The organism is Bradyrhizobium tropiciagri, assembly GCF_001189845.1.
GTDB lineage: Bacteria > Pseudomonadota > Alphaproteobacteria > Rhizobiales > Xanthobacteraceae > Bradyrhizobium > Bradyrhizobium tropiciagri.
This window is the reverse complement of record NZ_LFLZ01000043.1, coordinates 32520-58908: the sequence shown is the minus strand read 5'-3', so window position 1 is coordinate 58908 and position 26389 is coordinate 32520. Positions and strand designations below refer to the sequence as shown.

The window sequence follows — 26389 nt, the reverse complement described above, 5'->3', positions numbered from 1 at the left end:
GGTCATGGTTCAGGCTATCGTTTTCCTGCCGCTGCTCGGCGCCATCCTTGCGGGAATTATCTCGCTGGTTGGCGCGCATGCGCGCTGCCCGAGCGGCGACACCGTCGACCATCACGACGACGCGCATGGCGATGCCCATGCTTCCGACGCTCATGCCTCGGCGGCCCACGACGACCACGGCCAAGACGATCATGGCCATGATGACCACCACGTCTCCGAGCCGGCGGCCGCAGGCTCCCGGCTGGCCGAGCTGATCACCACCGGCCTCCTGTTCGTCTCGGCGGCGCTGTCCTGGTTCACGCTGGTCGATGTCGGCTTCATGCACCATGACGCCCGCGTCGTGCTGCTGCCCTGGATCACCTCCGGCGACCTCCAGGTGGCCTGGTCGCTGCGGGTCGACACCCTGACCGCGGTGATGCTGGTCGTGGTCAACACCGTGTCCGCGCTCGTCCACCTCTATTCCATCGGCTACATGGACGAGGATCCGAACCGGCCGCGCTTCTTCGGCTATCTCTCGCTGTTCACCTTCGCGATGCTGATGCTGGTGACCTCCGATAACCTCGTGCAGCTGTTCTTCGGCTGGGAGGGCGTCGGTCTCGCGAGCTACCTCCTGATCGGGTTCTGGTACCAGAAGCCGTCGGCCAATGCGGCGGCGATCAAGGCCTTCGTGGTCAACCGCGTCGGCGACTTCGGCTTCGCGCTCGGCATCTTCGCGATCTTCGCGCTGGTCGGCTCGACCGATTTCGAGACCATCTTCCACGCCGCGCCGGGGCTGACCAGCAAGACCACCGACTTCTTCGGCTGGCAGGTGAATGCGCTGACGCTGACCTGCCTGCTGCTGTTCATGGGCGCGATGGGCAAATCGGCCCAGTTCCTGCTGCACACCTGGTTGCCGGACGCCATGGAAGGCCCGACGCCGGTGTCGGCGCTGATCCACGCCGCGACCATGGTCACCGCCGGCGTCTTCATGGTGGCGCGGCTGTCGCCGCTGTTCGAGCTGTCGCCGACCGCGCAGGCGGTGGTGATGTTCTTCGGTGCGACCACGGCGTTCTTCGCCGCTACGATCGGCCTCGTGCAGAACGACATCAAGCGCATCGTCGCGTACTCGACCTGTTCGCAGCTCGGCTACATGTTCGTGGCGATGGGAGCAGGAGCCTATTCGGTCGGCATGTTCCATCTGTTCACGCACGCCTTCTTCAAGGCGCTGCTGTTCTTGGGCTCCGGCTCGGTGATCTACGCGATGCACCACGAGCAGGACATCCGCAACATGGGCGGCCTGTGGCGCAAGATCCCGTACACCTTCGCGGTGATGTGCATCGGCACCCTGGCGCTGACCGGCTTCCCGCTGTTCGCCGGCTACTTCTCCAAGGACGCGATCATCGAGTCGGCCTATGCCGCGCACAATCCGTTCGCGACCTACGCCTATCTGCTGACCATCGTGGCCGCCGGCCTGACCTCGTTCTACTCCTGGCGTCTGATCTTCAAGACGTTCTTCGGCGAGCCTCACGACCAGAAGCATTACGAGGCGGCGCATGAGAGCCCGGTCTGGATGCTGGTGCCGATCGGCGTGCTCGCCGCCGGCTCGATCCTGGCCGGCCTGCCGTTCAAGGAAGTGTTCGCCAGCCCGCATGGCGTCGAGGAATTCTTCCGCGAATCCGTGAAGATGAACCCGCACATCCTCGAGGACATGGAGCACATGCCGAGCTGGCTCGCGCCGCTGCCCACCGTGATGATGGCGCTCGGCCTGTTCGTCTCGTATCTGTTCTACATCCGCAGGCCGTATCTGCCGGTCGAGCTCGCGAACCAGCAGCCGATGCTGTACCAGTTCCTGCTCAACAAATGGTACTTCGACGAGTTGTACGACTGGATCTTCGTGCGTCCGGCGAAGTGGCTCGGCTACACGCTGTGGAAGAAGGGCGATGGCTTCATCATCGACGGCTTCGGTCCCGATGGCGTCTCGGCCCGGGTGCTCGACGTCACCCGCAACGTCGTAAAATTGCAGACCGGCTACCTCTATCACTACGCGTTCGCGATGCTGATCGGGGCGGCCGGATTGATCACCTGGTTCATGTTCGGCTTGGGAGGCCAGTAAATGACAACCTGGCCCATCCTTTCGGTCACGACCTTCCTGCCGGCGGTCGGCGCGATCCTGGTCTATCTCTTGGCGCGGGGCGGCGACGAGAGCGCCAACCGCACGGCGCGCTGGATCGCGCTGTGGACCACGCTGATCACCTTCGCGGTGTCGCTGATCCTGGTGGCGCGCTTCGATCCCGCCTCGACCGACTTCCAGTTCGTCGAGAAGGCGTCCTGGCTCGCCACCGGCATCACCTACCACATGGGCGTCGACGGCATCTCGCTGCCGCTGCTCATCCTGACCACCGCGATCATGCCGCTCTGCATCATCGCGAGCTGGCGGTCGGTGACGCAGCGCGTCGGCGAATACATGATGGCGTTCCTGATCCTGGAAACGCTGATGATCGGCACCTTCTCGGCGCTCGACCTCGTGCTGTTCTACCTGTTCTTCGAGGGCGGCCTGATCCCGATGTTCCTGATCATCGGCGTCTGGGGCGGTCCGCGCCGGGTCTACGCGTCGTTCAAGTTCTTCCTCTACACGTTCCTCGGCTCGGTGCTGATGCTGCTCGCCATCATGGCGCTGTACTGGAACGCCGGCACCACCGACATCCCGACCCTGATGCACACCGCGGTGCCGCGCGGCATGCAGACCTGGGCGTGGATCGCCTTCTTTGCCTCGTTCGCGGTGAAGATGCCGATGTGGCCGGTACACACCTGGCTGCCTGACGCGCATGTCGAGGCGCCGACGGCGGGCTCGGTGATCCTGGCCGCGATCCTCCTGAAGATGGGCGGCTACGGCTTCCTGCGCTTCTCGCTGCCGATGTTCCCGCTGGCCAGCCACGACTTCGCGCCGTTCGTGTTCACGCTGTCCGTCATCGCCATCATCTACACCTCGCTGGTCGCGATGATGCAGGAGGACATGAAGAAGCTGATCGCGTACTCCTCGGTCGCGCATATGGGCTTCGTCACCATGGGCATCTTCGCGGTGACCACCCAGGGCGTTGCCGGCGGCATGTTCCAGATGGTCTCGCACGGCATCGTCTCCGGCGCGCTGTTCCTCTGCGTCGGCATCGTCTACGACCGCATGCACACCCGCGAGATCGCGGCCTATGGCGGCCTCGTCAACCGGATGCCGCTCTACGCGATGACCTTCATGGTCTTCACCATGGCCAATGTCGGTCTGCCCGGCACGAGCGGATTCGTCGGAGAGTTCATGACGCTGCTCGGCACCTTCAAGATCTCGCTGCCGACGGCGTTCTTCGCCACCACGGGCGTGATCCTGTCTGCCTGCTACGCGCTCTGGCTCTACCGCAAGGTGGTGTTCGGCGCGCTCGTCAAGCCGTCCTTGATGTCGATCAAGGATCTCACCTTCCGCGAATGCGTGACGCTGTTCCCGCTGATCGCGCTGACCATCCTGTTCGGCGTCTATCCGAAGCCGGTGCTCGACATGTCGGCCGCCTCGGTGCAGCAGCTCGTCAACAACTACCAAACCGCCGTGACTGCCGTGAAGGCAGCCGCGCTGACCGTCCAGTAAGGCCTTAGCCCATGAGCTTTTCCAGTGCAGGTTATCAGTTGCAGCCGGTGCTGCCGGAGCTGGTGCTCGCGGTCGGCGCCATGGTGCTGTTGATGATCGGAGCCTATCGCGGGCAGGGGACGACGCGCCTCGTCACCACGCTCGCGGTGCTGCTGCTGGTCGTAACCGGCGTGCTGGAGCTCTGGCTGCCGGCCGGCAAGCTCGTGACCTTCGGCGGCAGCTTCATCGTCGACGACTTCGCCCGCTTCCTGAAGGTGCTCGCGCTGATCGCCTCGGCGGCGACGCTGATCCTGTCGACCGAATATCTGTCGCAGCCGTCGAGCCGCACCTTCGAGTTCTCGATCCTGGTGCTGTTGTCGACGCTCGGCATGATGGTCCTGATCTCGGCCGGCGACCTGATTTCGCTCTATCTCGGTCTCGAGCTGATGAGCCTTGCGCTCTATGTCGTCGCTGCCAGCCAGCGCGACAATGCCAAGTCGAGCGAAGCCGGCCTCAAGTACTTCGTGCTCGGCGCGCTGTCGTCGGGCATGCTGCTGTACGGCGCCTCGCTGATCTACGGCTTCACCGGCACGGTCAGCTTCGCCGGCATCGCGGCGGCGGCCACCACCGGCAGCATCGGCATCGTGTTCGGCCTGGTGTTCCTGCTCGCCGGCCTCTGCTTCAAGGTCTCGGCGGTGCCGTTCCACATGTGGACGCCCGACGTCTATGAGGGTGCGCCGACGCCGGTGACGGCGTTCTTCGCATCCGCCCCGAAGGTCGCGGCGCTCGCCGTGTTCACGCGGGCGACGCTGACCGCGTTCCCCGGCATCGTCTCGCAGTGGCAGCAGATCCTGGTGTTCGTCGCGATCGCCTCGATGGCGCTGGGCTCGTTCGCCGCGATCGGCCAGACCAACATCAAGCGGCTGATGGCCTATTCCTCGATCGGCCATATGGGCTTTGCCCTGGTCGGCCTTGCCTCCGGCACGGTCGAGGGCGCGCAGGGCGTCTTGATCTACATCGCGATCTATGTCGCGATGACGCTCGGCTCCTTCAGCATCATCCTGGCGATGAAGCGCAACGGCCAGGCGCTGGAGCAGATCAGCGATTTCGCCGGCCTGTCCCGCACCAACCCGCTGATCGCCTTCATCTTCGCGATGCTGCTGTTCTCGCTGGCCGGCGTCCCGCCGCTCGCCGGATTTTTCGGCAAGTGGTACGTGTTCGTCGCCGCGATCAAGGCCAACCTGTTCACGCTCGCGGTGATCGGCGTGCTGACCAGCGTGGTGGGCGCGTTCTACTATCTGTCGATCGTCAAGGTGATGTATTTCGACCAGCCGCTCGGCAAGCTCGATCCGGTCCGCGTCGAGCTGCGCACCGTGCTGGCGGTCGCAGGCATCTTCAACATCTTCTTCTTCGCCTATCCGGGCCCGCTGGTGAGCGTGGCGACGGCGGCGGCGAAATCGCTATTTTAACGCGCTCGGTTCCGGAACAGGACGCTGGCTTTCGGAACGGATCATGCGCATAGATTCGATATGACCTTCACGCTCGGACCCCGGGCCATCGCGGCGGGCACCAAGCTCGCCGCCTTCGACCAGATCGGCTCGACCAATGCCGAGGCGATGCTGCGCGCCCGTGACGGCGAGCAGGGGCCGATGTGGTTCGTGACGCCGGAGCAGACCGCCGGCCGTGGCCGGCGCCAGCGGGTCTGGGTCGCACCGCGCGGCAATCTTGCCAGCAGCATCCTCGAAGTGACCGACGTCCAGCCGGCCGTCGCGGCAACGCTCGGCTTTGCCGCCGGGCTGTCGCTCGAAGCCGCGCTGCAGAAAGTCGGCATCGAGGCGGCGCTGCGGCTCGGGCCTGACAGCCCGAAGTTCACCCTGAAATGGCCGAACGACGTGCTCGCCAACGACAAGAAGCTGTCGGGCATCCTGCTTGAAGCTGAGGCCATCGGAAACCGGCTGGCGGTCGTCGTCGGCATCGGCACCAACGTCATCGCCGCGCCCGAGGGAACGCCGACGCCGGCGGTTTCGCTCGCCGCACTCGGCATCCAGATCGGCGCGGAGGAGCTGTTCACCGCGTTGTCCGACGCCTGGGTCGAGTTTCGCGGCATCTGGGACGATGGCCGCGGCTTTCCTGAGATCCGCAGGCTGTGGCTGGAGCGTGCTGCCGGGCTCGGCGACAAGGTCGCGGTCCAGACCGGCTCGGCGACCCTCGAAGGCATCTTTGATACGATCGATGATACCGGCTGCCTGATCGTCCGCACTGCCGATGGACAGCGCATGCCCGTGACGGCCGGTGAGGTCTATTTCGGCACCGCAGCCTCGGCGAGGGCGAACTGATGGCGCGACCCGACGAGCTCACCTTTGCACCGCTCGGCGGCGTCGGCGAGATCGGCATGAATTTGTCGATCTACGGCCTCGGCAACCGCCACCAGCGCTCCTTCCTCGCGGTCGATCTCGGCGTCTCCTTCGGCGACGAGGAGCATCTGCCCGGCATCGACCTGATCATGCCTGATGTCCGCTTCCTGGAGAAGGAGCGCAACAACCTGATGGGCCTCGTGCTGACGCACGCCCATGAGGACCATTTCGGCGCGATCATCGACCTCTGGCCGAAACTCGGCTGCAAGATCTACGCGACGCAGTTCTCTGCGGCGCTGTTCGAGGCCAAATGCGCCGCCGAGCGCAATCCGCCAAAAATCCCGGTCACCGTGATCCCGTCGGGCGGCCGGGTCGATATCGGCCCCTTCAATGTCGAGTTCATCCCGGTCGCGCATTCGATTCCGGAATCGCACGCGCTGGCGATCAAGACCGATATCGGCACCGTGCTGCACACTGGGGACTGGAAGATCGACCCGACCCCCATCATTGGCCAGCCGACCGACGAGCGGCGGCTGCGCGAACTCGGCGACGAAGGCGTGCTGGCGCTGGTCGGCGATTCCACCAACGCGGTGCGCGACGGGCGCTCGCCCTCCGAGACCGAGGTTGCCGCCACGATCAAGAAGCTGGTCAAGGCGGCCAAGGGCCGGGTCGCGGTCACGACCTTCGCCTCCAACGTCGCTCGGGTGAGGGCGGTAGCGGATGCTGCCAACGCCGCCGATCGCGAGGTCGTGGTGGTCGGCCGCGCGATGGAGCGCGTGGTGCAGGTTGCGCGTGAATGCGGCTATCTCGACGGCTCGCACAAATTCCGCAGCACCGACTATTACGGACATTTCCCGCCTGACAAGGTGCTGGCGCTCTGCACCGGCAGCCAGGGCGAACCCCGCGCCGCGCTGGCCCGGATCGCCAACAACGATCATCCGCTGGTGACCCTGAACAAGGGCGACACCGTGATCTTCTCCTCCCGCACCATTCCCGGCAACGAGAAGGCGGTCGGCGGCATCATCAACGGGCTGGTGACGCAGGGCGTCGAGATCATCACCGACCGCGAGCATCTGGTGCACGTCTCCGGCCATCCGCGCCGCGACGAGCTGCGCGACATGATCTCCTGGGTGCGGCCGCAGCTCCTGATACCGGTGCACGGCGAGGCGCTGCATCTTGCCGAGCACGCCAAGCTGGCGCGTGCCGCAGGCGTCCCCAAGGTCCTGACCTGCCGCAATGGCGACCTGGTCAAGCTCGGGCCCGGCGAGCCCGGCATCATCGGCGAAGTGCCAGCGGGCCGGCTCTACAAGGACGGCACCATCCTGGAGGATTCCAAGTCGCGCGCGGTGGTCGAGCGGCGGCGGATGGGCTTTGCCGGCTGCGCCTTCGTCGCCATCGCGATGACCCAGCAGGGCGAAATGGTCGACGATCCCGAGGTTGATCTCGTCGGCATGCCGGAGAACAATGCGGCCGGCGAACTGCTCGACGACATCGTGTTCGACGTGGTGGTCTCGACGATCGAGGGTTTGCCGAAGCCGCGGCGGCGTGATCCGGACGCGCTCGGGGAATCGGTGCGCCGCGCGGTGCGGGCGGCATTGAACGAGCAATGGGGCAAGAAGCCGATCTGCGTCGTGCACGTACTGACGGTTTGACGCGCGGTTTCGAAACGCGCGCAACGACACAAGGGAGAAAGAGATGCTGGGCCGGCTCAATCACGTCGCCATCGCGGTCAAGGACGCCAAGCAGGCCGCCAAGATCTACGGCACCGCCTTCAACGCCGAGATTTCCGCCGCGGTGCCGCTGCCGGAGCATGGCGTCATCACCGTGTTCGTGACGCTGCCGAACACCAAGATCGAGTTCATCGAGCCGCTCGGCGAGGCCTCGCCGATCGCAAAATTTGTCGAGCGCAACGCCGACGGCGGCATCCACCATGTCTGCTACGACGTGCCCGACATCATCGCGGCGCGTGACCGCATGATCGCCGAGGGCGCCCGGGTGCTGGGCGACGGCCAGCCGAAGATCGGCGCGCACGGCAAGCCGGTGCTGTTCTTCCACCCCAAGGACTTTTCCGGTGCCTTGGTCGAGATCGAACAGGCCTGAGGCCATATGGCGTACCAAATCACCACCGGGCTTGCGATCTACTTTGTCCTTTGGTGGCTCGTGCTGTTCCTGACGCTGCCGTTCGGTGTGCGCAGCCAGCACGAGGACGGCGTCGGTGCGCCCGGCACCGACCCCGGCGCGCCGATCCTGGCACGGATGGGCCGCAAGCTGTCGTGGACCACGCTGATCTCGGCGGTGATCTTCGCGATCGCGATGTGGGCGTATTATTCCGGCTATCTCTCGATCGAGCGGCTGTCGAAACTGATGGGGATGCCGGAGTTTCATAACTGAGGCAGCCAAGTCGCCCGCATGAGCGGCGTGTCGTGCTGACGGGTGAGCGCCGAACTCAGGTCTGCTCCGGCCGGAACCACTCGGGCGAGGGGCCGGAGATCGCCTCGATCTCAGGCACGAAGCTGCGATCAAGCGCTACGACGAGCGTTGCCAGATTGTCGGTTATTTGCCGCCATCGCTGGGCGTCGCCGATCGGGAATTGGCTCGGCAACTCGACCCCTCTCACGTCGCCGCGGACCGCGCGGCGCGAGGCATGGAGCGGCAGCGTCGCCTTGAAGGCATGCCCGTTCACCATGCCGATCACCTGCATGAAGGCGGTGACCGAACTGCCCCAGCTGCCGACATCGACCTGAAGCCTGACGGTGAGATTGCCCGGCGTGCGCCGATGCAGCCGGAATGATCCGCTCTCGCCGCGGCAATCGTAGCCGAGCGGCGCAAAGGCGCGAACCAGATCGGGCTTCTTGGGGCCGGCGCCCGGGCTCTCGCCGGAGGCCGTCGCAGCCACGCTCTCGATCTGATGGGGCAGATCGTGCGGAAGGGTCTCGAGCAGCTCGCGCATCCCCGCCCGATGCTCACGCACGACCGTGCGGATGGCATCATCCACCGGCTGAGGTAAGCCGCCGGGAAGTGGGGCGGCAGCCGGCGCCGCAGCGGCGGGGGCCGCGACCATCGGCACCTGCACCGTCTTTCGCACCTTGCCGCAGGCGCAAGCAGGGCTGCGACATCGGCCGGCGGCTCCGGCAATTTCTTCGCCTGCGGATCGGCTTCGACGATGCGCAGCGCGGCGACCGACCGCTGCCGCCCGTTCACCCACCACTTGTCGTGCACGCTGATGCCGGGCGAGGTCGGATGTCCGGCGCCGATGTCGACGCCGGCGTGCATCAGGCCGCGAAGAGTCTGAAGGTCGGGCGTAGCGGGCAGCTGCGGGCCATCCGAAAAGGCGGGCACCGAGAAGTGCAGGTCGATGGCGTGGCATGGAAATGACTTCGGGACGCCTGCTGCGATCTCCTTGAGGATCGCGAAGTCGACCGCCTCGATGGCGCCGGCCTCGGTCACGTTCGACATCGCGCGGACTTCCGCCCTGCCGGGACCAACCGAGCCGGTTGTGCGCGCGAAGCGCTCCAATTCGGGCCAGCGCTTCAGCACCCTGGCGATGCTTGAAACGCGCTTCGTCCCCGCAACGGCTTGCACGGCCGCGATCTCGGCGCTGAGCGGGGGATCGGACAGTCTGAACCGTACCGTCGGCTCACCCAAACCGGCGGCAAGGAAGCCGGCGTGCACGCGCTCGACCATGTCGACAAGCGGATCCTTGCGACTGGCGGCGAAGATCGAGAACACGGCGACGAACATGGCTGAACCTGCAGGCCGAGTTGCGAAGTAACCTACATGAGCGAAGCGGCATGCGGGAACAGTTTCCCCGGCCCGAGGACTACGTGAACCTGACCCCGATCCGGCGCTCCCTGCGCCAGGCGACCCGGCATTGACGTGTGGTGTGATCGCCGGGAAGCACCAGGTTGAAGGTCTCGGGGATGCCGACCGGGCTGGTGACCTCGAGCGCTGCGCCGGTCTCCGAGATGTTTCGGATCACGCAGTCGATGGCGCCGCCGTTGAATTCGATGGTGCCGGACTTGAGCACGCGATGCCGGAGTGCCCCGCGGCTGTTTTGCATCACCTGAACCACATCCGCCTTGGCCGCCGCGGCTTGTCCGGCCGTTTGCTTCTGCAGTCCTTCCGCGTGGCGTGTCGCGACGGCGATCTCCTCGTCGGTCAGGGTCGGCCTGAGCCGCCCCCAGGCAAGCTTGAAGCGGACCTGACCGTCCCTGAAATCGATCGCAGGACCTCTGTCGCCGTTTGTCGGCGGCCGGCCATAGACGTTGCAGCCCCACCACCATTGCCGGCTGTCATGCTGCCGCATGATCCTCCCCACCGGGAGGCCGCGCCAGATCACCTCGTAGTCGTCGTCCTGCTGGACGCCGTCGACCATGGTGTGGCGCAGTGAAATGGTCTCGGTGTCGTCGGTCATCGTGCGAACTGCTAGCGGTCGATGCCTGTGCCGCGGATCGACAAGTTTCGATAGCGGCAGGTTACATCCAGCTTGACGGGACGCAAATCCCATCCCCTGCGGACTGCAGGAAACATTGACATCAAGTTTCAGAAATAAGTGGCGGCTGTTTGTCCTGAAATGGACGGTGGCAAGCGATCCGCGACGATCGGCTTGATCCTGCTCGGACCCGACGGGGACACCGTCATCGCGAGCTATGCGCTGGTCGCCGCCCGCATTTGCTGCAACTATGATCCAGCCAGGTGAAAGGCCGCCATCGGCGCGAACATCCTGGAACGGGAGCGAGGATCAACCTTGCCCCGAGGCAATCGAAGGAGGGGCCATCATGAACCTGCAGGCGCAACCGGGCTCCACCGAGGCCAGTCAATATCGAATCCTGCGCGAGGCCGATCTGCGGGACTATCTCGCGGGGCTTCCGGCCATCGTGACCCAACTCGGCGGCGCGCCGGCCGACTGGTCGATCAGCGAGGTCGGCGACGGCAATCTCAACCTCGTCTTCATCGTCAAGGGCAGGAGCGGCGGTATCGCCGTCAAGCAGGCGCTGCCCTACGTGCGGCTGGTCGGAGAGAGCTGGCCGCTGCCGCTGTCGCGGGCGCACTACGAACATCTGGCGCTGGTGCATCAGGCGCGGCTGGCGCCAAGGCTGGTGCCGGCGGTGCTGCATCACGACGCGCCGCTTGCGCTCACCGCGATGGAACTGCTCGAGCCGCACATCATCATGCGCAAGGGGCTGATCGGCGCCACGCGCTATCCGCGCTTTGTCGAGGATATCTCGACCTTCCTGGCGCAGACGCTGTTCTTGTCGTCCGATCTCGCATCGTCGGCGGCAGAGAAGAAGGACGGGATCGCGGCGTTTGCCGGCAACCATGCGCTCTGCAAGATCACCGAGGACCTGATCTTCACCGATCCGTACCGGATCGCCGAGCAGAACCGCTGGACCGCGCCGTATCTCGACGCGACCGCGGCGGCGTTCCGCGAGGACCTCGACCTCCATGTCGCGATCTCCAGGCTGAAGCTGAAGTTCATGGCGAGCCCGGAGGCGCTGCTGCACGGCGACCTGCACACCGGCTCGATCATGGTCACCGAAACCGAGACCAGGGTGATTGATCCCGAATTCGCCTTCTTCGGCCCGATGGGTTTCGATATCGGCGCCGTGATCGGCAACCTGCTGATGGCCTATCTGGCCTCCGCCGGCCACGAGCGCGCACAAGGCGAGCGCGCCTCGTTCGAGGCCTGGCTTCTGGAAACCATCGAGGGCGTCTGGAGCGGGTTTTCTCGAAAATTCCTTGAGCTGTGGCGAAACGAGGCGAGGGGAGACGGTTATCCGGTGTCGCTGTTCGACAGCGAGGCGGGTGCCGCGCGGCTGGAGGCGGAACGGCAGGCCTACATGGCGCGGCTATTCCAGGACACGGTCGGTTTCGCCGCGGCCAAGACCATCCGGCGCATCCTCGGCCTCGCGCACAACATCGATTTCGAGTGGATCGCGGACGAGAAGCTGCGCGCGATCTGCGAGGCGCGCAGCCTCAAGCTCGCGCGCAACATGATGCTTGAGGCGCCGTCCTACACAACGATCGGCGCGGTCACTTACGCCGCGCGCGAGTTGCGCCACTGGCAGCCGGATTTTGCCAGATGAACGGGAACTACCGATAGTCGTGTCAGCCGCAGCGGCATGGACTAGCTTTCGGCCGGACGCACGAAACAGAGAATGCCGGCCTCAGGCGTGAAACAGACCACGGCGCGGTTCGTCGGGTTGTCGGTTCTGTTGATGATCCTGTTCGGCGGGACCCGCAGCCAAAATGGAGACGACAGCTTCCAGCGACTATCGATCAACACCTCGTAGCCGTCCCGGTCCTGCCGGAACTCGACCGTTCGGCAATCCGCGATCGAGCAGCACGACGCACCGGTGCCCGGTTGCTTCAGGCTCTCAAACCATGGGGCAAGCGCGGGATTGGGGTTATCGGGCGGTGCTGCTACCGCGGCCTGGCTGAGAGCAAGTCCGACTGCAACGGCGATTGTCCTGCCGAACCTCCTGCCTGTCTCCCGATGTGCCGTCACGTTCACAGATCGTCCTGGTTAGGGGGCGGCGCGATGGGTTGCGCCGCTCGCAGATAGGCTTTCAGGGCCTGGCGTAGTGTCGGCAGGATCCATGTTTCATGCTCCGGCCGATAGAGACCGGCTTCCCGAAACCACTCGAGCAACTCGGCCTTGCGCCCAGCTAGCATCAGGGACGCACCGCGCGCTTCGAGCCGTTCCCGCAAGTCGCGAAGTGCATACAGCCCGGTCGTGTCGATCTGGCTCACTGGTATTGCATCAATCACGAACCATCGAAGTTCCGGGCCCGCGGCTTCAGCTGCCGCAAGCGCCCGTGTCTTGAAGTAATCGGAATTGAAGAAGGTAAGCGGGCCATCGAAGCGGTAGAGTACGAGACCTGGAAACGTCCTGGCGTTTGGATGCCGCTCGATCGAATGCAGACCGGGAAGTCCGTCGACCGCTCCCAGGATTTCGTCCCTGGGCCGCGCGGTCAATTTGACGAAGCGGATCAGAGCCAATCCGACCGCGATAAGGATCCCGTTGATGGCGCCCAGCGCAACGACTCCCAGCGTGGTGACCACGGCGAGGACGACCTCGCCCCGATCAATGCTCCAGATTTCGCGCAGCGTTCGCGTATCAAACAGCGAAAGCGAAGCGAACACGAGCAATGCGCCCAACGCAGCAATCGGCACATACCGCATTGGCCCGGTCAAGAACAGCAGCACAGCGGCGATCGTCGCAGCAGCCACCAGTCCCGTCACCTGGGTGCGACCGCCAGCAGCCGCGGCCACCGCCGTGCGCGAGTCTGCGCCGGTCACGGCGAACCCCTGAGATAGGGCGGAGGCGAGATTAGCCGCTCCAAATGCCGCCAACTCGCGGTCAGCGTCGATCTCGTAGCCGCCCTTCGACGCAAAGCTGCGCGCCGTCAACATGCCACTCGAAAACAGCACGAGAGCCAGGCCGGCGGCGCTGCCGAGCAGCGATGGTATGTCGGCCGTCGGAAATCTAGGCAATCGCAGCGGCGGCAGACCTCCAGGAACCGGTCCCAGAATCGCTACTCCGTGACGGTCCAACCCGAACAGTGCGACCGCGGCGCCGGCGGCGATCAAAATGATTGGTGCAGTCGGAAGTCGCGGCACCCAGCGCGCCAGCCCAAACAATATCGCCAAGCTTGCCGCTCCTACGATCAACGTCGGAACCTGCGTCTGAGGAAGCTTGGCGAAGATTTCGAATAGTTGCGGAATGATCCTTTTGGATTCGATGGAAAAGCCAAACAGCTTGCCGATTTGCCCCAGGCAAATGGAGATTGCGACCCCGTTCAAAAGTCCAACAAGGATTGGCTTGGAGAGAAATTCCGCCAGCGCGCCGAGCCGCATGAAACTCGCTGCAATGCAGAATATGCCTGCCAGAAACGCAACTGCGACCGACAGTGACCAGTACAGTTCGACATTGCCGCCCGCCAGCGGAGCGACTGCGGCAGCGACCATAGCGCAAACGGCTGCATCGGGATTCACGATCATTTGCCGCGAAGTGCCGAAGATGGCGTACGCGACCATCGGCAGAATGCTCGAATATAAGCCCACCACCGGATCGAAGCCTGCCAGCTGCGCGTAGGCGATCGCAACCGGCAAGGCCACTGCGGCAACGGAGATTCCTGCCAACAGATCGTGCCGAAAGTCATCGGCAAAACTGTAGGACAAGAGCTTTATCAATCCGGGTGCAATACGCGTCAGACGGTCAGTCATGCCGGATCAAGGGTAGAGGTGCGCTGGGGCGCAAGCCGCAAGTCTAGCTGCGCGGGCCAATGTCCGCCAGTGGCTCGCATCCGACCTCCACGGCGATCGGCTTGGCTAGCTTCAGGGCCTCTTGAACCGACGGCCCTGGCACTGGCTTGTCCGACCGCGCAAGCCCCAGCAGCAGAAATATTACCCGCCTTCGCGGGGGGGGGGGACACCGAGAACCTGATTGCGGCTGTCGCTTCTCGCGATGACTCTGGTGTCCTCAGTCTGCCGCTTGCTCCCGCAGCCGCTGCGCGTAGACGTTGATGATCAGCGCCGCGAGCAGGATCAGGCCGCGGATCAGGATCTTCAGGAAGCTGTCGATGTTGACGTGGTCGAGGCCGTTGTTGAGCACGCCGAGCACGAACAGGCCGACGATGGTGTTGCCGATGCCGCCGCGGCCGCCGAACAGGCTGGTGCCGCCGACCACCACGGCCGCGATCGAATCCAGGAGATACGTGTCGAACTCGTTCTGCTGCGCGCTCCCGAAATGCGCGACGCCGAGCATGCCGCCGATCCCCGAGCAGACCGCCGAGATCACCATCACGCTGCCGAGGATGAGCTTGACGTTGAGGCCGGCGAATTCCGCCGCTTCGCGGTTGCCGCCGACCATGTAGACGTAGCGGCCGAACCGCGTGTAGGTCAGCATCAGGTGCCCGCCGAGCAGCATCACCGCCGCGACGATCACGATCCAGGGGATGCCGCCGATCGAGCCCGAGCCAAGCGTCGTGATCAGGTCCGGCACCTTGTAGGCGATCTGGCCGCGCACCAGCAGCGCCGAGACGCCGGCCGCGATCTGCATCATGGCGAGCGTCATGATGAAGGAGGGGATGCCGATCATGGTCAGCCCCAGCGCGTTGACGAGGCCGAGCAGCGCGCACAGCGCCAGCGCCAGCAGGATCGCGACGATCCCCGGCATCGGGACGTTGGCGATGTTGACGTAGGATTCCTGCAGCGTGAAATAAGCGACAGCGATGCCGGTGACATTGGCGATGCTGGCGATCGACAGATCGATCTCGGCGCACAGGATCACGAAGGTGAGGCCGACCGCGATGATGCCGGTGACCGACACCTGGGTCAGGATGTTGCCGACATTGTCGATGGTCGCAAACGACGGGCTCGCGATCGCGAAGAAGGCGCTGAGGAAGATCAGCGTCAGGAACGGCGCGATGTTCCGCATCTGCGAGCGCAGGAAGGACGCCAGCCCGCGCGGCCGCTTGTGATCCGCTGGCGCTGTCGCGCTGTCACTGCTTGCCATCATGCTACTCCATTAGGCCGCCTCTAGCAGCCGATCCTTGCTGACCGCCTCGCCAGCGAATTCGCGCACCACGCGCCGCGCTTCAGCACCAAAATACGGTCGGCCAGCGACAGCACCGTCTCCGGCTCGGTCGAGAGCACGATGATCGCCAGTCCCTTGGCGCGGAGGTCCCGCACGATGTTGATCACGTCGTTCTTGGCGCCGACATCCATGCCGCGGGTCGGCTCGCACAGCACCAGCAGGCGCGGTGGGTAGGTCAGCCATTTCGCCAGCGCCACCTTCTGCTGGTTGCCGCCGGAGAGCATGCCGAGATCGAGGCCGACCACCGGCGGCCTGATCTGCAACTGCTCGACCTGGCGCTGGGCGATGGCGCGCTCGCGCACCGGCTTGAGCAGCACCGCCGAGATCCGCTCGAGGACGCTGATCGAGATGTTCTTGTAGACCGGCTCCTGGTGGAACAGCATCGCGCGCCGGCTCTCCGGCACCAGCGCGACGCCGGCCCGCCGCGCGGCGGCCGTGCTGCGGAAGGTCCTCGCGGTGCCGTCGACCGCAAGCGTGCCGCCGTCGGGCCGCAGCTTGCCGAACAGGATGCGCGACAGCTCCAACTGCCCGCAGCCCATGAAGCCATAGATGCCGAGCACCTCGCCCGCGCGGGCCTCGAACGAGACGTCTTGCAGGCTGCGGCGAAGCGAGAGCTGATCGACCTTCAGCACCGCCGGGCCGGTGCCCGATTGCGGGAGCATCAGGTCGTCGGTATAGCTGTGCTCCAGTGCCTCGCCGCCGCGGCCGATCATGGCCTCGATCAGCGCGCCCTTGGTGGTGTCGGCGGACGCGGTCTCGGCGATCTTGCGGCCGTTGCGGAACACGGTCACGACGTCGGAGACCCGCAGGATGTCCTCGATGAAATGCGAGATGAAGACGATGCTGGTGCCTTCGTCCCGAAGCTTTTGCAAGGTCGCGAACAGGCGTTCGACCTCGGGCGGAGAGAGGGCCGAGGTCGGCTCGTCCAGGATGATGATGCGCGCGCCGGAGAACAGCACGCGGGCGATCTCGATCAGCTGCTGCAAGCCGATCGGCAGGTCGCCGAGTCGCGTCATCGGATCGACGTCGATGCCGAACCGGGACAGCTGCTCGCCGGCCTCGCGTGCCATCCGCCGCCATTGCACGAAGCCGAGGCGGTTGGTCGGCTGATTGCCGAGGAAGACGTTCTCGGCGACGGTGAGATCAGGCGCGACGCTGAGCTCCTGATGCACCATGCCGATGCCGGCAGCATGGGCGTCGCGAGTGGAGCGGAAGCGGGTCTCCTTGCCGTCGAGCATGAAGCGGCCGGAGAATTCCGGGTGCACGCCGGCGATGATCTTCATCAGCGTGCTTTTCCCGGCGCCGTTCTCGCCGACGAGACCATGGATCTCGCCGGCGTGCAGCGCGAAGTCGACCCCACGAAGGGCTTCGACGCCGCCGAAGGCCTTCGTGATCTGGTTCAACTCGAGGATCGGGGAGCGTCCCTGCGACATGAGGCCCGCTCAGATCAGGAAGTGATCCTCCATCCATTGCATGCCGGCGGCATTGGCCTTGGTCACGACGGGACCGTCGGTCACGACGTTCTTCGGAATGCCCTGGCCGCTCTTCTCGCCACCGACAACGGCGGCGACGCCAGCGACGATCGCGCCGCCATGGATGCGGCAGGACGGATTGCGGACGGTCGCGAACATGCGGCCCTCGCTGACCGCCTGGATCGCCGGCGGCATGGCGTCGACGCCGCCGATCAGGATGTTGGTGCGGTTGCGCGCCTTCATGATGTTGTAGGCCGCGAGCGCCATGTCGTCGTTATGGAAGAACGCCGCGTCGATCTGCGAATACTTCGTCAGATAGGTTTCCCAGAGCCGGGCAGTCTTGGAGACGTCCCAGTCGGCGGGCTGGGTGTCCAGCACCTCGATGTTCGGGAACTGCTTCACGACCGAGTTGAAGCCCTTGGCGCGGCCCTGTGCGCCGGTGTGGCCGAGCGCGCCCTGGGTCATGATGACCTTGCCCTTGCCGCCGATCGCGTTGCACAGCGCCTGCGTCACCGAGGCGCCCATGAACTCGTTGTCGGGCGCGAGGAACGAATGGACATTGATCTGATCGAGAGGAGCAATCAGCGTGTCCATGTCGATCACGGGGGTCCCGGCGTCGATCATTTTCTGCACCGGCTGGGTCAGCGTGCCGATGCCGAATGCCTGGATCGCGACGAAGTCCCATTTCTGCGAGGCCATGTTGTCGATCGCGGCGCGCTGCTTGACGGCGTCGAGCTGGCCGTCGAACCAGGTGACCTCGACGTTGAACAGCTTGCCCCAGAACTCGGCGGCCTGCTTGCCCTGTGCGCACCACGTCGCCTGCAGTCCGGCGTTGGAGAATGCGGCCTTCAGCGGCTTTTCCGAACGTCCCATTTCGGCTGCGAGCGCCGCCGTCGTCACGCCCATTCCGCCGAGCAGGCCGGCTCCGCCTGCCGCCGCCATTTGCAGAAGGTCGCGCCGCGTCGTCGACGCCTTGTCCATCCCCTTGTCGGTGCCTGGCATTGTTTGCTCCCTCTTCGTTTTTCTGACCGTCGGCGTCAGTTGCACGCGCCGCGGATAAAGGGAGTGTGTCACAATCGGAACGGTGACGCTACGCCTTCGCGTCCACGAGATGTGTCTGCTGCAGCACGATGGCCTCGATGTCGCGGAGCAGCTTGTGCCACGCAGCATCGATCTCTTGCGACCATTGCTCGCCGAGAATGTCGAGCAGGCAGTCCCTAATCACCGCAAAGAAAGCGACGAACAGTTCGCGCGGCGTTCCGTAGGCGTCGTGCGAGAACACCTCCGATTCGATCAGGCGAAAATGTCCGCGGCGTTTGCCCGCGAAATCGAGGATGGCTTCGATGGTCAACGCCAGCATCGAGCCCTTCACCGGCTCGCTGCCTTCAGTGCGAAACATCGTCTGCGCCTCGGGATGCTCGCGAAACAACCGTTGGTACACGTGCGGCGTCAGATCATCGCAAGCTGCTGCCGCGAGTTCGAAACTACGTTCGATTGGATTCGATGATGAGGTCATTGCTTGATGCGATCATCACACAAAAAAAGAGCAGGGCTCCAAGCCCTGCTCCAAAAATTGTGTCGACCCTATTTGCCCCAAAAATTCGATTTGATCTTGATTGATGGGGTGACGCTGCTTGTGCGCGTCGGGCTCCTCCCGAGACTTGGACCACCAGGACACACCTCGCGGCTGACCTGCGCCCGAATTGGTAGACTATCTTTCCAGCCTTGTCATCATTTTCGGCAACGATTGTTCAAATTTCGAGCAGTTTGCGAAATGATTGGGATAGTGCCACCGCCGGTTGTGACATTCGTGTGAAAACCCGTGACGGGGTAAGGAGATACGACCAATTGCGAGGCAGTCGCAGCGCCAACGTCACGTTGAGCAAATTCCGTCGGCTGGAAGAAGCCGGGTGTGTCCGCGATCTCGACTTTCGACGCCCTTGGTGGTTAGTTCCGTCCCGGATGGGTTTTGCGATGCGCCGGCGGCTGAAGAATTTTTTGCCCATAGTCCTGATTGCCCTGCTGGTGCAGATTTTTGCGCCGATCGGGGCCTGCTGGGCGGCGAGCCTTGCCGCGTCCGATCCGCTCGCGGTGGCGACCATCTGCCACGGCGATGCCGGCTCAGGCGGCGGGCAGGGTGACCAGACCGGTCATGACGCCCATGACGGCTGCTGCTCGGCGTGCAGCGTGCTGCAGACCGGTGCGCCCGTTGATAACCCGCAAGTCGCAGCGCAGGCCGCCCCGCGCGTGCCAAGCCGGATCGTCTGGCTCGATTTCGCCAGCGAGTTCGATCGTTCGCGGGCACACCTTGCCGCGCAGGCCCGCGCGCCGCCGCTGTTTTCCTGACGAGATTGTTGCTGCCGGTGCGCGTCCCGCGCCGGCGAGTGCCCTTGAGCAAGCCGGCCAGAGAGCCGGTTGTCAGGATTCATCCATGTTTCGGTTTCAACCGCGGGGCAGGGCAAGTGCGCTGATGCTCGGTGCGGCCCTTTCCACGATCAATTGTTGGGCGAAGGCCCAGACGACACTGCCCTCCGTCACGGTCGAGGCGCCGCAGACGGCGGCGCGAACCAAGCCGGTTGCGCAGAAGCCCCGCGTTCGCGCGGCATCGGTCCGGCGACCGCCCAAGCCGCGCGCGGCACCGACGGTGGCCGCGGATACAACACGCGCCGCGAGGCCGGGAGAGACCGCTGCAGCGGCCCGGAACGGTCTGAACCAGGCGCCGGCCGGCCAGACGCAGACTACCATCGACCGCAGCCAGTTCGACAACCGGCCGTCGTTCTCCGTCGCCGATGTGCTGCGGGACAGTCCGGGCATCTCGATCAAGCAGGGCAATGGTCCGCGTGACTTCGGGATCTCGATCCGCGGCTCGAATGCCCGTAATGGCTTCGGCATCCGCAACCTCGTCATCTTCGATGACGGGTTCCCGGTCACCCAGCCGGACGGTCTGTCGCGTAGCGATCTGATCGATCCGCATGCCTATGGCGCGATCGACGTGGTCCGCGGCCCGTCATCGGCGCTCTACGGCAATTACGCGACCGGCGGTGCGCTGAATTTCCGGACCCGGCCGGGCGGCACGATCGACGGCGTCGAATATGGCGTCGATGGCGGCAGCTTCGGCTATCTCAACAACTATCTGGCCGCAGGCAAGAAGATCGGCAATTTCGAGGGGGCGCTGTTCGCGAGCGACACCCGCGGCGATGGTTACATCGGCAACAGCTGGTTCAACACCCAGACCGTCAACTTCCTCGGCACGCTTCAGGCGACACCGGACGACCGTTTCACGTTCAAGCTGATCAACAACGACCTGACGACACGCCTGCCGATCCGCTCGTCGCTCAACCAGTTCAACCAGAACCCGTTCCAGCAGGGCTGCACGACCGGAGCCACCGCCGCGCCGGGATGCGGAACCGTGACCCTGTTCAACAACGGTTTCAATTCGGCGGCAGGCACCGACAAGGAGACCGCGGTCCAGGCGGGCCTCGGGCGCGACGACCGCCGCACCATCGTTGGCGGTCGCTGGGAGCACGATTTCGACAACCAGACCACCTGGCGCAACCAGTTTGTGTTCGACGATCGCAACATCAGCCAGCCGACGGGATCGACGAGCGCGATCGGCGATTTCCCGTCCTACAACTACATGAGCGATATCGTCAGGCGCGGCGATATCTTCGGGATGGATTCGACGGCCTATTTTGGTGGCTTCTACAACACGCTCACGGCCTCGAGCGATACGCGCAACGTGATGCCGGGCGGGAATGCGACGCTCGGCAGCCTGTCCAGCAACCTGTTCAGCACGACGACGAATTACGGCCTTCGCGCGCGCGAGGAACTGAAGCTCACGTCTGACTTGACGGCTGTCGCCGGCATTGGTTGGGAGACCACCAATCTCACGGGGCGAAACACCGGCTATACCTATACCGGCGCGGCCGGGGCGACTACCACGGCCATCACGACGGCGGACCGGCAATTCCAGAACACGGCGCCCGAACTCGCGCTGCTCTATCGCCTGAACAGCGAGTGGCAACTGCGCGGGCGAGTGGCAACCGGTTATGGCACTCCGCAAGTGAGCAATCTCTTCATCCTGCCGAGCGGTGCGTCCGGCAATAACACCCAGCTGCGGACGCAAAAGAATCTCGGTTACGACCTCGGAGCGGATTGGACGCCCAACAACGCGGTCAAGGTCAGCGTCACCGGGTTCTACGAGTTCTTCAAGGACGAGCTGGTCTCCCAGGCAACACCACTCGCGGGTGTCTCTTACACCTTCAACGCGCCGCGGTCGGAGCATCGCGGTGTCGAGCTGGCCGCCGACTGGAAGTTCCTGCCGGGCTGGCGGTTCTCGGCTGCCTATACCTATCTCGACGAGGTCTACACAGAATATGTCGAGAACATCACCAATGGCGCGGTCTTCAGCTTCAATCGCGCCGGCAACAAGATCCCCGGCATTTCGCCGAACGAGCTCACAACGCGGTTGGGCTACGACCAGTTGTCGGGTCCGTTCCAGGGGCTTGGCGGGTTCGTCGAGGTCCAGTGGAAGGATGGCTTCTACATGGACAACGCCAATCTGCTGCGTGCGCCGGGTTACGAGCTGGTCAATCTCAACGTTCACTACACGACGGATCTGATCTCCGACTATTTCAAGTCGCTGAATCTGTATCTCGAGGTGCGGAATGTGTTCGATCGAACCTACATCGCCTCCGCGAACAATATTGCCAACTCGGTGACAGTGGCAGGCGTTCAAAATCCTGCGAGCATACTGGCGAACAACCCCAACTCGATTTATGCCGGTTCGCCGCGGGCGTTTGTCGCGGGCATGAAGATTGCGTTCAAATGAGGAGCGCATCGATGATCTCTCGCAAACCTGCGGCTCGGATACTGCTCGCTGCAGCCATGCTCGCGGCCTTTCCGAACCTCTGCAAGGCGCAGATGAGCCATCAGCACGCTTCGGAAGCGGCGTGCGAGGAGACCGTCCTGCGTTGCGCGAGCAAGGTCACTCCGGCCTTCGCGCCGGACGGGACGCTCTGGCTGGCGTGGATGGCCGGAGGTCAGATTTCCGTCGCGAGCTCGAAGAATCAGGGCAAGAGCTTTTCCGCGCCGGTGCAGGTGACGCGGGACCGGCTCAACCTGGATTGGGGGCCGGACGCGCGGCCGAAGCTTGCGATCGATGCCAAGGGAGACATCGCGCTGGCCTTCTCGATCTTCCGCGATCAGGCCTTCAACGGCCAGGTGCTGACCACGCGTTCGACCGATGGCGGACGCAGCTTCGATCCCCCGAAGCCGATCACCGCAAACAACGAGAGCCAGAGGTTCGAGGCGATCGGCTTCGATCCTGCCGGCGCCGTGTTCGCGGTCTGGCTCGACAAGCGCAATCGTGTGCCGGCGCAGCAGCGCGGCGAGAAATATGATGGCGCCGGATTGTTCTTCGCTTCGTCGAACGACAATGGCGCGACCTATTCCGATGCGCGGATGGCGGCCGACAACACCTGCGAGTGTTGCCGTCTCGCTTTGGCGTTCGATGGCGCAGGCCATCCCGTGGTGGTGTTCCGCAACATCTTCGACGGCGGTGTACGCGACCATGCGATCGTGACGTTCACCGACCTGGCCACATCAGGCGAGTTGCATCGCGTGAGCCGCGACGATTGGCAGATCGCGGCATGTCCGCATCACGGTCCCAGCCTGACCATTTCGCCCGAAGGTACCTATCATGTGACCTGGTACACCAACGGCAAGGCGCGCAAGGGGCTGTTCTACGCACGGTCGCGCGATGGCGGCAAAACCTTCTCCGATCCGCTTCCGATTGGCGAGCCGAGCCGAAGCCCGTCACGGCCGCAGGTGATCGCGGGCCCGCAGGGACTCGTGATGGCCTGGAAGGAATTCGATGGGCAAAAGACGTCGATCAATCTGATGACATCGCACGACGACGGAGCGACCTGGTCGAAACCCACTGTTGCCGCGGATACGACAGACAGCTCCGACCACCCGTTGCTCGTGACAGACGGGCGGCAAACCTACCTGTCGTGGATGACGAAGGCGGAGGGCTACCATTTTCAGGTGATCGAGGGCGAACCATGAAACGCCGTTTTCTCGCTGTTCTGATCCTGCTCGCAACGCTGCCGTCCGCACTCGCGGCAGGCGAGGGCGCGCCCAAGCCGTTCGAACGCGGCAGCTGGCAAAAGCTGCTGCATGCGCATGCCGGCCATCCGACCCTGGTGCATTTCTGGGGCGTGACTTGCGGACCATGCAAGGTCGAGCTGCCGCAGCTCGGCCGGTTCATGAAGGATCATCCTGGTATCGACGTCGTGACGATCAGCGCGGATTTGGTTCCAAACCTGCCGGAGGCAACGCGATCGATGCTGGATAACGCGGGGCTCGCATCAGCGGAGAACTGGATTTTCGGCGATGGTTTTGCCGAACGATTGAGATTTGAGATTGATCCGGCTTGGCAGGGCGATATCCCGCGAACCATGCTGATCGCCCGGGACGGCACAATCACGACAATCGAAGGATCGGCCGAAATCGCCGATTTGAACAAATGGTCTGACGCCCAGGCCGCAGCAACCCGATAACACCACGACTTCAACCTGAAAGGAATCCGTCGCCATGAAGACGCTCTCTCGTATCCTCGCTCTCGCGGCGCTGACTGCTGCTGTTATGTCCACGTCCGCGCGCGCCGAGGACGTCAAGGCCGGCGACCTCGTGATCACGCAGGCGTGGACGCGCGCGACGCCGAACGGCGCCAAGATCGGCGGCGGCTACCTGACGATCGAGAACAAGGGGACATCGCCCGACCGTCTGGTTTCAGGCTCAGCCGACGTCGCCGGCAAGGTCGAAGTCCACGAGATGTCGATGGACAATGGCGTGATGAAGATGCGCGCGCTCGACAAGGGACTGGCCATCGAGCCGGGCAAGACCGTGAAGCTCGCGCCCGGCGGCTTCCATCTGATGATGTTCGACCTGAAGAGCCCGCTCAAGCAGGGCGACAAGGTGCCGGTCACGCTCGAATTCGAGAAGGCCGGCAAGGTCGCGGTCTCGCTCGACGTGCAGGCCGTCGGCGCGCAGGCGCCGGGTGGCGGCGATCACTCCGGCCATGGCGACCATTCCGGTCACATGGACATGAAGAAGATGTGAGGGCGCCATGCGATCACCCACGCTCCTCGTCGCAACAGCGGCGCTGCTCGCAGCGTCGCCGGCGATCGCCCATATCACGCTTGAAGGAAAGCAGGCGCCGGTCGGTTCGTACTACAAGGCGGTGTTCGCCGTGCCGCACGGTTGTGCAGGATCGGCGACGATCAAGATCCGCGTGCAGATTCCGGAAGGCGTGATCGGGGTGAAGCCGATGCCGAAGCCCGGCTGGACTCTCGATACGGTCACCGGAAAATACGCCGCCGAATACGACTATCACGGCGCCAAGCTTTCCGAAGGCGTCAAGGAAGTCGCCTGGAGCGGTGGCAAGCTTGCCGACAAGAACTACGATGAGTTCGTGATGCAGACGTTCCTCACCGATACGCTGAAGCCGAATACCGTGCTGTATTTCCCGGTCGTACAGGAATGCGAGCAGGGCGTCAGCCGCTGGATCGATATTCCGGCCGAGGGGCAGGGCGGCGGGCACGACCACGGCAGCAAGACGCCGGCGCCCGGCGTCAAGCTGCTGCCGAAGCCGTAAACCGTGCGGCTGTTCGCAGGTCATGTTGTCGGGAGTCTCGCCGCGCGGCTCGCGGCGCTGTTCCTGACGCTGTGTCTTGCGACCCCAGCCTACGCGCATGCCGTCCTGATCGGCGCCGAGCCGGCGGATGGCAGCGTGGTGGCGGAAGCACCGAAGACGGTGGTGCTCCGTTTCAACGAAGCGGTGGCGCCAACTGCGATCAGCCTGCTCGACGCCGCAGGCAAGCCGCGCGACGTCGCGTTCCGCGCTGTCGATCAATCGGTGACGGTGACGCTGCCGGCCGGCCTGCCACAGGGCACGCAGGTGGTCAGCTATCGCGTGGTGTCGCAGGATGGCCATCCGGTCGCGGGCTCGTTGCTGTTCTCGATCGGCGTCGTCACCGGCTCGGCGGCGCCGTCAGGCGACGGCGCGCTTCATGCGCTGATCTGGCTGGCGCGGCTCGGGCTCTATCTGGGGCTGTTTGCCGGGGTCGGCGGCGTGTTCTTTGCTGCCTGGATCGGGCAGGGCCCGGCCGGCGAGCGGCTGATCATGTGGTCGCTCAAGATCGGCCTCATCGGCGCGATCGCCTCGCTTGGCCTGCAGGGCGTCGACCTGCTGAACCTGCCGATCACGGGCGTCCTGACATGGGCGGCGTGGGCCAGTGCCGCCGGCACCAGCCTGTTTCCCGCCCTGCTGCTCGCGATCGCCGCGATGCTGATCGCAGCGATTGCATGGCGCAGCCCGTCGTTCAGCGCAGCCTTTATCCGCACTGCGGTCGCAATGATCTGCGTCGGACTGTCGTTTGCCGTCAGTGGCCACGCCGCGACCGCCTCTCCGCAATGGCTGACGCGGACCGCGCTGTTCATCCATGGCGTCGGCCTCGCGTTCTGGATGGGCGCGCTCGCGCCGCTGGCCGTGCTTGCCTGGCAACGCAAGGATTCACTGCTCCGTGTGCTCCGCCGCTTCTCGATGCTGGCGGTGCCGGTCGTCGCGTTGATTGTCCTGTCAGGCCTGGCGCTCGCGATCGTCCAACTCGAAAGCTTTGGCGCGTTGATCGACACGGAATACGGCAACATCCTGCTGGCGAAACTTGTGCTTGTCGCGCTGCTGCTCGGGCTCGCCGCGCTGAATCGGCTGGTGTTCACGCCGGCCATCGCGCGCGAATTTCACCGGACGCGGCCGCTGCAGCGCTCGATCGCGCTCGAGTTCCTGCTCATGATTGCGATCCTCGGCCTCGTTGCACTCTGGCGCTTCACGCCGCCGCCGCGCGTGCTGGCGATGTCGGACGATGTTCCGCTCGCGGTCCACATCCACTCCGATTCCGCGATGTTCCAGGTGCTGATCGCGCCGGGCAAGGTCGGGCAGAACGATTTCGTGCTGCAGTTGATGAACGGCGATGCCAGCCCGTTTGCGGCCAAGGAGGCGACGCTGACACTGAGCTTGCCGGATCGCGGCATCGAGCCGTTGGAACGCGCCGCGGCGCGCGGATCCGACGGCTATTGGCACGTGAAGAAGGTGCCGTTGCCGGTCCCGGGCCGCTGGCACATGCAGATCGACGCTCTGGTGTCCGATTTCAAGAAAGTGACACTGGAAGACGATTTCGAGGTCAGGTAAACGCACGATCAGTGCGCTGGGCACGTCGGCGGGACGCAATTCGTTCAAATGGCCGAAAATCGCCTGATTTGAAGGGTTTTTGTCATTCGGCGGCCTTGTGTTTTCACAGCCGATCCGGTTTCA

Annotated in this window: 24 protein-coding genes and 1 pseudogene; 17 read left to right on the top strand and 8 right to left on the bottom strand. The window is 64.5% G+C overall.

Features of this window, described 5'->3' with window-relative positions; genetic code table 11:
* Nucleotides 1-4 precede the first annotated feature (4 nt).
* The 7 genes from nuoL to AKN84_RS28550 are packed head-to-tail and all read left to right on the top strand — an operon-like array spanning nucleotide 5 to nucleotide 8331.
* Nucleotides 5-2092: an NADH-quinone oxidoreductase subunit L gene (nuoL, locus tag AKN84_RS28580; RefSeq protein ID WP_050423873.1), complete on the top strand. Its 2088-nt coding sequence runs from the start codon at nucleotides 5-7 to the stop codon at nucleotides 2090-2092.
* Complete coding sequence (locus AKN84_RS28575; RefSeq protein WP_050423872.1) at nucleotides 2093-3607, top strand: NADH-quinone oxidoreductase subunit M; 1515 nt, start codon at nucleotides 2093-2095, stop codon at nucleotides 3605-3607. It begins immediately after the preceding gene.
* A gap of 11 nt (nucleotides 3608-3618) precedes the next feature.
* Complete coding sequence (nuoN, locus tag AKN84_RS28570; RefSeq protein ID WP_050423871.1) at nucleotides 3619-5055, top strand: NADH-quinone oxidoreductase subunit NuoN; 1437 nt, start codon at nucleotides 3619-3621, stop codon at nucleotides 5053-5055.
* Between the two features lie 60 nt (nucleotides 5056-5115).
* On the top strand, nucleotides 5116-5922 hold the full coding sequence (locus AKN84_RS28565) for a biotin--[acetyl-CoA-carboxylase] ligase (protein WP_050423870.1): 807 nt from the start codon (nucleotides 5116-5118) through the stop codon (nucleotides 5920-5922).
* A complete protein-coding gene (locus tag AKN84_RS28560) occupies nucleotides 5922-7592 on the top strand; it encodes a ribonuclease J (protein ID WP_050423869.1) in 1671 nt (556 codons plus the stop codon). The genes AKN84_RS28565 and AKN84_RS28560 overlap by 1 nt, the downstream gene beginning before the upstream one ends.
* A 43-nt stretch (nucleotides 7593-7635) precedes the next feature.
* Nucleotides 7636-8040 carry a methylmalonyl-CoA epimerase gene (gene mce, locus AKN84_RS28555; protein WP_050423868.1) on the top strand — a complete coding sequence of 135 codons (405 nt, stop codon included), beginning with the start codon at nucleotides 7636-7638 and terminating at the stop codon, nucleotides 8038-8040.
* A 6-nt stretch (nucleotides 8041-8046) separates the two neighbouring features.
* Nucleotides 8047-8331, top strand: coding sequence for a DUF1467 family protein (locus tag AKN84_RS28550; protein ID WP_050423867.1), 285 nt, complete (start codon nucleotides 8047-8049; stop codon nucleotides 8329-8331).
* Between the two features lie 55 nt (nucleotides 8332-8386).
* Here AKN84_RS28550 and AKN84_RS28545 read toward each other — a convergent pair whose 3' ends face one another.
* Nucleotides 8387-9001: a hypothetical protein gene (locus AKN84_RS28545; RefSeq protein WP_128971249.1), complete on the bottom strand. Its 615-nt coding sequence runs from the start codon at nucleotides 8999-9001 to the stop codon at nucleotides 8387-8389.
* Between the two features lie 179 nt (nucleotides 9002-9180).
* Between AKN84_RS28545 and AKN84_RS50075 the strand changes: the two genes are divergently transcribed.
* Together AKN84_RS50075 and AKN84_RS28540 are read left to right on the top strand one after the other, a co-directional pair.
* Nucleotides 9181-9315, top strand: a complete 135-nt coding sequence (locus tag AKN84_RS50075; protein WP_283805546.1) for a hypothetical protein — start codon at nucleotides 9181-9183, stop codon at nucleotides 9313-9315.
* Between the two features lie 25 nt (nucleotides 9316-9340).
* Nucleotides 9341-9712: a hypothetical protein gene (locus AKN84_RS28540; protein ID WP_050423865.1), complete on the top strand. Its 372-nt coding sequence runs from the start codon at nucleotides 9341-9343 to the stop codon at nucleotides 9710-9712.
* A gap of 48 nt (nucleotides 9713-9760) precedes the next feature.
* On the opposite strand, the gene AKN84_RS28535 is transcribed toward AKN84_RS28540, so the two are convergent.
* Nucleotides 9761-10000 (bottom strand): PilZ domain-containing protein, encoded by a 240-nt coding sequence (locus AKN84_RS28535; RefSeq protein ID WP_050423893.1) that lies wholly within the window; start codon nucleotides 9998-10000, stop codon nucleotides 9761-9763.
* Nucleotides 10001-10718: 718 nt separating this feature from the next.
* Between AKN84_RS28535 and mtnK the strand changes: the two genes are divergently transcribed.
* Nucleotides 10719-12026, top strand: a complete 1308-nt coding sequence (mtnK, locus tag AKN84_RS28530) for an S-methyl-5-thioribose kinase (protein ID WP_050423864.1) — start codon at nucleotides 10719-10721, stop codon at nucleotides 12024-12026.
* A gap of 41 nt (nucleotides 12027-12067) precedes the next feature.
* Here mtnK and AKN84_RS28525 read toward each other — a convergent pair whose 3' ends face one another.
* From AKN84_RS28525 to AKN84_RS28500, 6 genes and pseudogenes are all read right to left on the bottom strand, one after another.
* A complete protein-coding gene (locus AKN84_RS28525; RefSeq protein WP_244485552.1) occupies nucleotides 12068-12454 on the bottom strand; it encodes a hypothetical protein in 387 nt (128 codons plus the stop codon).
* Nucleotides 12451-14169: a SulP family inorganic anion transporter gene (locus tag AKN84_RS28520; protein WP_050423863.1), complete on the bottom strand. Its 1719-nt coding sequence runs from the start codon at nucleotides 14167-14169 to the stop codon at nucleotides 12451-12453. Before AKN84_RS28520 ends, AKN84_RS28525 begins: the two co-directional genes overlap by 4 nt.
* 256 nt (nucleotides 14170-14425) lie before the next feature.
* Complete coding sequence (locus AKN84_RS28515; protein ID WP_050423891.1) at nucleotides 14426-15460, bottom strand: ABC transporter permease; 1035 nt, start codon at nucleotides 15458-15460, stop codon at nucleotides 14426-14428.
* A gap of 12 nt (nucleotides 15461-15472) precedes the next feature.
* A pseudogene (locus AKN84_RS28510) lies at nucleotides 15473-16974 on the bottom strand (sugar ABC transporter ATP-binding protein).
* 9 nt (nucleotides 16975-16983) lie between these two features.
* Nucleotides 16984-18015: a sugar ABC transporter substrate-binding protein gene (locus AKN84_RS28505; RefSeq protein ID WP_050423862.1), complete on the bottom strand. Its 1032-nt coding sequence runs from the start codon at nucleotides 18013-18015 to the stop codon at nucleotides 16984-16986.
* An 88-nt stretch (nucleotides 18016-18103) separates the two neighbouring features.
* Nucleotides 18104-18529, bottom strand: coding sequence for a globin (locus AKN84_RS28500; RefSeq protein WP_050423861.1), 426 nt, complete (start codon nucleotides 18527-18529; stop codon nucleotides 18104-18106).
* Between the two features lie 209 nt (nucleotides 18530-18738).
* On the opposite strand from AKN84_RS28500, the gene AKN84_RS49380 reads away from it, so the two are divergent.
* The 7 genes from AKN84_RS49380 (at nucleotide 18739) to AKN84_RS28465 (ending at nucleotide 26266) form a co-directional block, all read left to right on the top strand.
* A complete protein-coding gene (locus tag AKN84_RS49380) occupies nucleotides 18739-19359 on the top strand; it encodes a DUF2946 domain-containing protein (RefSeq protein ID WP_244485550.1) in 621 nt (206 codons plus the stop codon).
* 124 nt (nucleotides 19360-19483) lie between these two features.
* Entirely contained in the window at nucleotides 19484-21844 is a 2361-nt protein-coding gene (locus tag AKN84_RS28490) for a TonB-dependent receptor family protein (protein ID WP_244485554.1), read from the top strand.
* 11 nt (nucleotides 21845-21855) lie between these two features.
* Nucleotides 21856-23082: a sialidase family protein gene (locus tag AKN84_RS28485; RefSeq protein ID WP_430649941.1), complete on the top strand. Its 1227-nt coding sequence runs from the start codon at nucleotides 21856-21858 to the stop codon at nucleotides 23080-23082.
* Entirely contained in the window at nucleotides 23079-23576 is a 498-nt protein-coding gene (locus tag AKN84_RS28480) for a TlpA family protein disulfide reductase (RefSeq protein ID WP_050423859.1), read from the top strand. Before AKN84_RS28485 ends, AKN84_RS28480 begins: the two co-directional genes overlap by 4 nt.
* A 34-nt stretch (nucleotides 23577-23610) precedes the next feature.
* On the top strand, nucleotides 23611-24138 hold the full coding sequence (locus AKN84_RS28475; RefSeq protein ID WP_050423858.1) for a copper chaperone PCu(A)C: 528 nt from the start codon (nucleotides 23611-23613) through the stop codon (nucleotides 24136-24138).
* 7 nt (nucleotides 24139-24145) lie between these two features.
* On the top strand, nucleotides 24146-24673 hold the full coding sequence (locus tag AKN84_RS28470; protein WP_050423857.1) for a YcnI family copper-binding membrane protein: 528 nt from the start codon (nucleotides 24146-24148) through the stop codon (nucleotides 24671-24673).
* Nucleotides 24674-24676: 3 nt separating this feature from the next.
* The gene (locus AKN84_RS28465; RefSeq protein WP_244485549.1) at nucleotides 24677-26266 is read left to right on the top strand and encodes a copper resistance CopC/CopD family protein; all 1590 of its coding nucleotides are present in this window, start codon (nucleotides 24677-24679) and stop codon (nucleotides 26264-26266) included.
* Nucleotides 26267-26389: the final 123 nt, after the last annotated feature.

Bases quoted from the DNA above. Each gene is read 5' to 3' on its own strand.
- nuoL (WP_050423873.1), top strand. From the start codon at position 5: ATGGTTCAGGCTATCGTTTTCCTGCCGCTGCTCGGCGCCATCCTTGCG.
- AKN84_RS28575 (WP_050423872.1), top strand. From the start codon at position 2,093: ATGACAACCTGGCCCATCCTTTCGGTCACGACCTTCCTGCCGGCGGTC.
- nuoN (WP_050423871.1), top strand. From the start codon at position 3,619: ATGAGCTTTTCCAGTGCAGGTTATCAGTTGCAGCCGGTGCTGCCGGAG.
- AKN84_RS28565 (WP_050423870.1), top strand. From the start codon at position 5,116: ATGACCTTCACGCTCGGACCCCGGGCCATCGCGGCGGGCACCAAGCTC.
- AKN84_RS28560 (WP_050423869.1), top strand. From the start codon at position 5,922: ATGGCGCGACCCGACGAGCTCACCTTTGCACCGCTCGGCGGCGTCGGC.
- mce (WP_050423868.1), top strand. From the start codon at position 7,636: ATGCTGGGCCGGCTCAATCACGTCGCCATCGCGGTCAAGGACGCCAAG.
- AKN84_RS28550 (WP_050423867.1), top strand. From the start codon at position 8,047: ATGGCGTACCAAATCACCACCGGGCTTGCGATCTACTTTGTCCTTTGG.
- AKN84_RS28545 (WP_128971249.1), bottom strand. From the start codon at position 9,001: ATGGTCGCGGCCCCCGCCGCTGCGGCGCCGGCTGCCGCCCCACTTCCC.
- AKN84_RS50075 (WP_283805546.1), top strand. From the start codon at position 9,181: ATGTCCGGCGCCGATGTCGACGCCGGCGTGCATCAGGCCGCGAAGAGT.
- AKN84_RS28535 (WP_050423893.1), bottom strand. From the start codon at position 10,000: ATGCAAAACAGCCGCGGGGCACTCCGGCATCGCGTGCTCAAGTCCGGC.
- mtnK (WP_050423864.1), top strand. From the start codon at position 10,719: ATGAACCTGCAGGCGCAACCGGGCTCCACCGAGGCCAGTCAATATCGA.
- AKN84_RS28520 (WP_050423863.1), bottom strand. From the start codon at position 14,169: ATGACTGACCGTCTGACGCGTATTGCACCCGGATTGATAAAGCTCTTG.
- AKN84_RS28515 (WP_050423891.1), bottom strand. From the start codon at position 15,460: ATGGCAAGCAGTGACAGCGCGACAGCGCCAGCGGATCACAAGCGGCCG.
- AKN84_RS28505 (WP_050423862.1), bottom strand. From the start codon at position 18,015: ATGCCAGGCACCGACAAGGGGATGGACAAGGCGTCGACGACGCGGCGC.
- AKN84_RS28500 (WP_050423861.1), bottom strand. From the start codon at position 18,529: ATGACCTCATCATCGAATCCAATCGAACGTAGTTTCGAACTCGCGGCA.
- AKN84_RS28490 (WP_244485554.1), top strand. From the start codon at position 19,484: ATGCTCGGTGCGGCCCTTTCCACGATCAATTGTTGGGCGAAGGCCCAG.
- AKN84_RS28485 (WP_430649941.1), top strand. From the start codon at position 21,856: ATGATCTCTCGCAAACCTGCGGCTCGGATACTGCTCGCTGCAGCCATG.
- AKN84_RS28480 (WP_050423859.1), top strand. From the start codon at position 23,079: ATGAAACGCCGTTTTCTCGCTGTTCTGATCCTGCTCGCAACGCTGCCG.
- AKN84_RS28475 (WP_050423858.1), top strand. From the start codon at position 23,611: ATGAAGACGCTCTCTCGTATCCTCGCTCTCGCGGCGCTGACTGCTGCT.
- AKN84_RS28470 (WP_050423857.1), top strand. From the start codon at position 24,146: ATGCGATCACCCACGCTCCTCGTCGCAACAGCGGCGCTGCTCGCAGCG.